We start from the raw sequence: 3,794 nt of genomic DNA on the forward strand, positions 1-3,794 counted from the left end.
ATACTCGACTGGCAAACACCGTATCAGGTTATGCTGACAAATTTGTCCAAAAATTCGGATTAAATTTGCAATCTACCTTTAATGCAAAGTGGTCACTACCCGTTTCTTCTTGGTATGGATTCGAATCGTGCTGAATTTTACCATCCGCAAAGTTAATGATTCGGTTAGCATATTGAGCCGCTAATTCTGGATTATGTGTCACCATGATGACTAACCGTTCGGCTGATAATTCTTTGATCAAGTCCATAATTTGCACACTAGTCTCAGTATCCAAAGCCCCGGTTGGTTCATCACATAACAAAATTTCTGGATCATTCGCAATCGCCCGCGCAATCGCGACTCGTTGCATTTGGCCACCCGATAGTTGATTTGGCCGCTTATTCATATGTGGTCCTAAACCAACGCGTTCAAGTGCCTTAATTGCTTTAGCCTTTTTCTCGGCATTACCAACACCACTCAACGTCATCCCCATTTCAACGTTATTGAGGATGCTTAAATGACCAATGATATTGTAGCTTTGAAAAATAAACCCGACTGAGTTATTTCGATACGCATCCCAGTCGCTGGCTTTAAAGTCTTTGGTTGATTTACCCTTAATAATCAAATCACCAGAGTCATAAACATCTAAACCACCGATGCCATTTAACATCGTGGTCTTCCCAGAACCACTTGGCCCTAAAATCGCAACGAATTCTCGTTGCCGAAAAGCAACTGACACATCGTCGAGTGCCTTAGTCGTAGAATCACCCACGTGATAATACTTTTTAATGTGTTTTAATTCCAGCATCTTACATAGTCCTTCCCTTTGGCTGTGTGGTTACGATTAACATAACTTGTTGTAACTATATCATTAATCTAATAACCTGTCGCCAAGGACGACTAGTTAATGGTTAAACACATAAATATACCGGGCTAACCGCCAGTTTAATAAGTATTTTTGGCCATCCGCCGCCTGTAACGCAATCACTTGTAACTCTGGATTTTTATCAATGACTTGCAACTTTTGCCCCAAATGTAGGTCGGCATATTGAAAGTACTGAATCATATCTGGTTGTTCTAAATAACTATGGATTGTTAAAACCTGTTGTTCATTAATTTGTGCTAGCACTTGTAGTTCATCGGTCGCCCGTTCATCAATCTGGATACAGCCCCCAAATGGACTATGCGTTGGCTGAGCCAAAACGATATTTAACCGATTAATCAACAATTCATCATTAACCGCTGCTAACGTCCAAGCTTGGTTAGGTATTTTTAATAACGGTAAATCTAAAGTTTTGGAGAGCCAAACTTCAAATAATCGGTAACGATAAATTAATTTCCATGCGGCCTGTTCCCCAGCCGAACTTAATTTAATTTGACCATACTTTTGACGTTGTACTAACCCCTCAGATTCCATATAGGTCACCATTTCCGTGACCGACCCCGCCGCTACTTGCAGTAGCTCTGCAATCTGTTTATTACTCGTTCCTCCTTGTAAATAGCTCGCTTCAAAAATCGCTTTTAAATAATTCGCAACACTCTTTCTCATTCTCCCACATCCAAATCTTTTTCTCGGTTGCCCTAAAAAACATTTTACTTTTAATAGATTTATTGTACAATAATAATCGTTCTAAGAGTTAAGAAAGGGGAAATTAGTTTGAGTGAAGGAAAAGATGCAATGGGGCGCAAGCATAAGTTAATTGAATATGCGAACGGTCCTTCATTGGAAGAAATTAATGGGACGATCGAAGTTCCTAAGAATATGAGTTTTTGGAAGACGTTATTTGCCTATTCAGGGCCAGGTGCCTTAGTCGCAGTTGGGTATATGGATCCAGGTAACTGGTCAACGTCAATCACCGGGGGGCAAAACTTCCAGTATATGTTAATGTCTGTCATCTTGATTTCAAGTTTGATCGCGATGTTACTACAATACATGGCTGCCAAACTTGGTATCGTGAGTCAGATGGATTTAGCGCAAGCGATTCGGGCGCGCACGAGTAAGTCATTGGGGATTGTCTTATGGATTTTAACCGAATTTGCCATTATGGCCACCGATATTGCGGAAGTCATTGGGGCCGCAATTGCCTTGTACTTATTGTTCGGAATCCCACTCGTCGTGGCCGTCTTCATTACGGTCTTTGATGTTTTGGTCTTGCTATTATTAACGAAAATTGGGTTCCGGAAAATTGAAGCAATTGTTGTTTGTTTAATTTTGGTTATCCTCTTTGTTTTCGTTTATCAAGTTGCCTTGTCAAACCCTGATTGGGGCGGTGTGATCAAAGGGTTAGTCCCAACAGCAGCAACTTTCTCAACATCTAAGAGTGTTGCCGGCATGACCCCATTATCTGGTTCTTTGGGGATCATTGGGGCGACGGTTATGCCACATAACTTGTACTTGCATTCAGCTATTTCACAAACACGGAAGATTGATCATAATGATGAAGCCGATGTGGCTCGGACGGTTAAGTTCGCCGCTTGGGATTCTAACATTCAATTAACATTTGCGTTTGTTGTTAACTCATTGTTACTTATCATGGGGGTTGCAGTCTTCAAGAGTGGTGCGGTTAAAGATCCATCATTCTTCGGTTTATATGAAGCCTTATCAAACACCTCAATGTTAAGTAATGGTATTTTAATTAGCGTTGCCAAATCTGGGGTATTATCCGCCCTCTTTGCAATCGCTTTGTTAGCTTCTGGTCAAAATTCAACCATTACCGGGACCTTAACTGGGCAAGTTATTATGGAAGGTTTCGTTCATATGCGGATGCCATTATGGCTACGACGCTTAGTCACCCGGTTGATCTCAGTGATTCCAGTTTTGATTTGTGTCATGTTAACTAGTGGTAAGAGTGCGATTGATGAACATACCGCACTGAATAACTTGATGAATAACTCGCAAGTCTTCCTGGCCTTCGCGTTGCCATTCTCAATGTTGCCACTGCTCATGATGACTGACAGTTCGGTTGAAATGGGGGAACGTTTCAAGAACTCGTTCTGGGTCAAAGGATTAGGTTGGTTATCCGTTATTGGTTTAACTGTTTTGAACATGATTGGCTTACCTGATGCCGTTGCTGGTTTCTTTGGTGATAACATCACCGCTTCACAAACGACATTAGCCAACATTATTGCTTACATCTTAATCGTTGCGATTTTAGCGCTACTTGCTTGGACAACCTTTGATTTACATCGGGGTAACAAACGTTATGCCGCCCAACAATTAGCTGCTGCTGGCAAGGAAGGGGCTAACTAATGAGTACAAAATTCCAACGGATCCTAGTCGGGGTCGATGATTCTGCGGACGCCCTACTCGCTTTTGACTATGCCATTCATCAAGCGATCCAAGACGATGCTGAATTAGTCATCGTCTCGGTCTTAGAAAACGATGAAATGAATGTTTATCAAGCCTTAAGTAAAGATTACGTTCATGGTGAACGTGACGAACTCGAACAACATATCTTGAAATATCAAAAACAAGCTCAGGATGCTGGTGTTGCTAAAGTTCGGGCAACAATCGCTGAAGGTGAACCTGGCGAAACGATTGTTAAAGACGTGATTCCACATATTGAACCAGACTTGTTAGTCATTGGGTCAATTGCTAAGCGTGGTATCGCACGCCGCTTTGGGAGTCAAGCCGCTTATATGGCTAAGTACTCGCCAGTCTCCGTCATGGTCGTTCGTTAGACCAACCATTTTTCCTAATCAAAATACAGCAAAAAGCTCGCTCAACAATCGTCGTTGTGAAGTGAACCCCCGAGATTGGACAACAATCTCGGGGGTTTTACTATGACTAAATTTAATTTAGAGTTACGGATTTC

Annotated in this window: 3 protein-coding genes and 1 pseudogene; 2 read left to right on the forward strand and 2 right to left on the reverse strand. The window is 41.8% G+C overall.

Annotated features, from left to right (window positions below):
* Positions 1–37 precede the first annotated feature (37 nt).
* Positions 38–787 (reverse strand): annotated as a pseudogene (locus FFM75_RS13830) (ABC transporter ATP-binding protein); the annotation flags it as partial.
* Between the two features lie 96 nt (positions 788–883).
* Entirely contained in the window at positions 884–1,528 is a 645-nt protein-coding gene (locus tag FFM75_RS13835) for a metal-dependent transcriptional regulator (RefSeq protein WP_137629750.1), read from the reverse strand.
* A 129-nt stretch (positions 1,529–1,657) separates the two neighbouring features.
* Between FFM75_RS13835 and FFM75_RS13840 the strand changes: the two genes are divergently transcribed.
* Positions 1,658–3,229 (forward strand): Nramp family divalent metal transporter, encoded by a 1,572-nt coding sequence (locus tag FFM75_RS13840; protein ID WP_137629752.1) that lies wholly within the window; start codon positions 1,658–1,660, stop codon positions 3,227–3,229.
* The gene (locus FFM75_RS13845; RefSeq protein ID WP_137629751.1) at positions 3,229–3,660 is read left to right on the forward strand and encodes a universal stress protein; all 432 of its coding nucleotides are present in this window, start codon (positions 3,229–3,231) and stop codon (positions 3,658–3,660) included. The genes FFM75_RS13840 and FFM75_RS13845 overlap by 1 nt, the downstream gene beginning before the upstream one ends.
* Positions 3,661–3,794: the final 134 nt, after the last annotated feature.

Origin of the sequence: Lactiplantibacillus daowaiensis (assembly GCF_005405085.1) — a bacterium.
GTDB lineage: Bacteria > Bacillota > Bacilli > Lactobacillales > Lactobacillaceae > Lactiplantibacillus > Lactiplantibacillus daowaiensis.

Bases quoted from the DNA above. Each gene is read 5' to 3' on its own strand.
- FFM75_RS13835 (WP_137629750.1), bottom strand. From the start codon at position 1,528: ATGAGAAAGAGTGTTGCGAATTATTTAAAAGCGATTTTTGAAGCGAGC.
- FFM75_RS13840 (WP_137629752.1), top strand. From the start codon at position 1,658: ATGGGGCGCAAGCATAAGTTAATTGAATATGCGAACGGTCCTTCATTG.
- FFM75_RS13845 (WP_137629751.1), top strand. From the start codon at position 3,229: ATGAGTACAAAATTCCAACGGATCCTAGTCGGGGTCGATGATTCTGCG.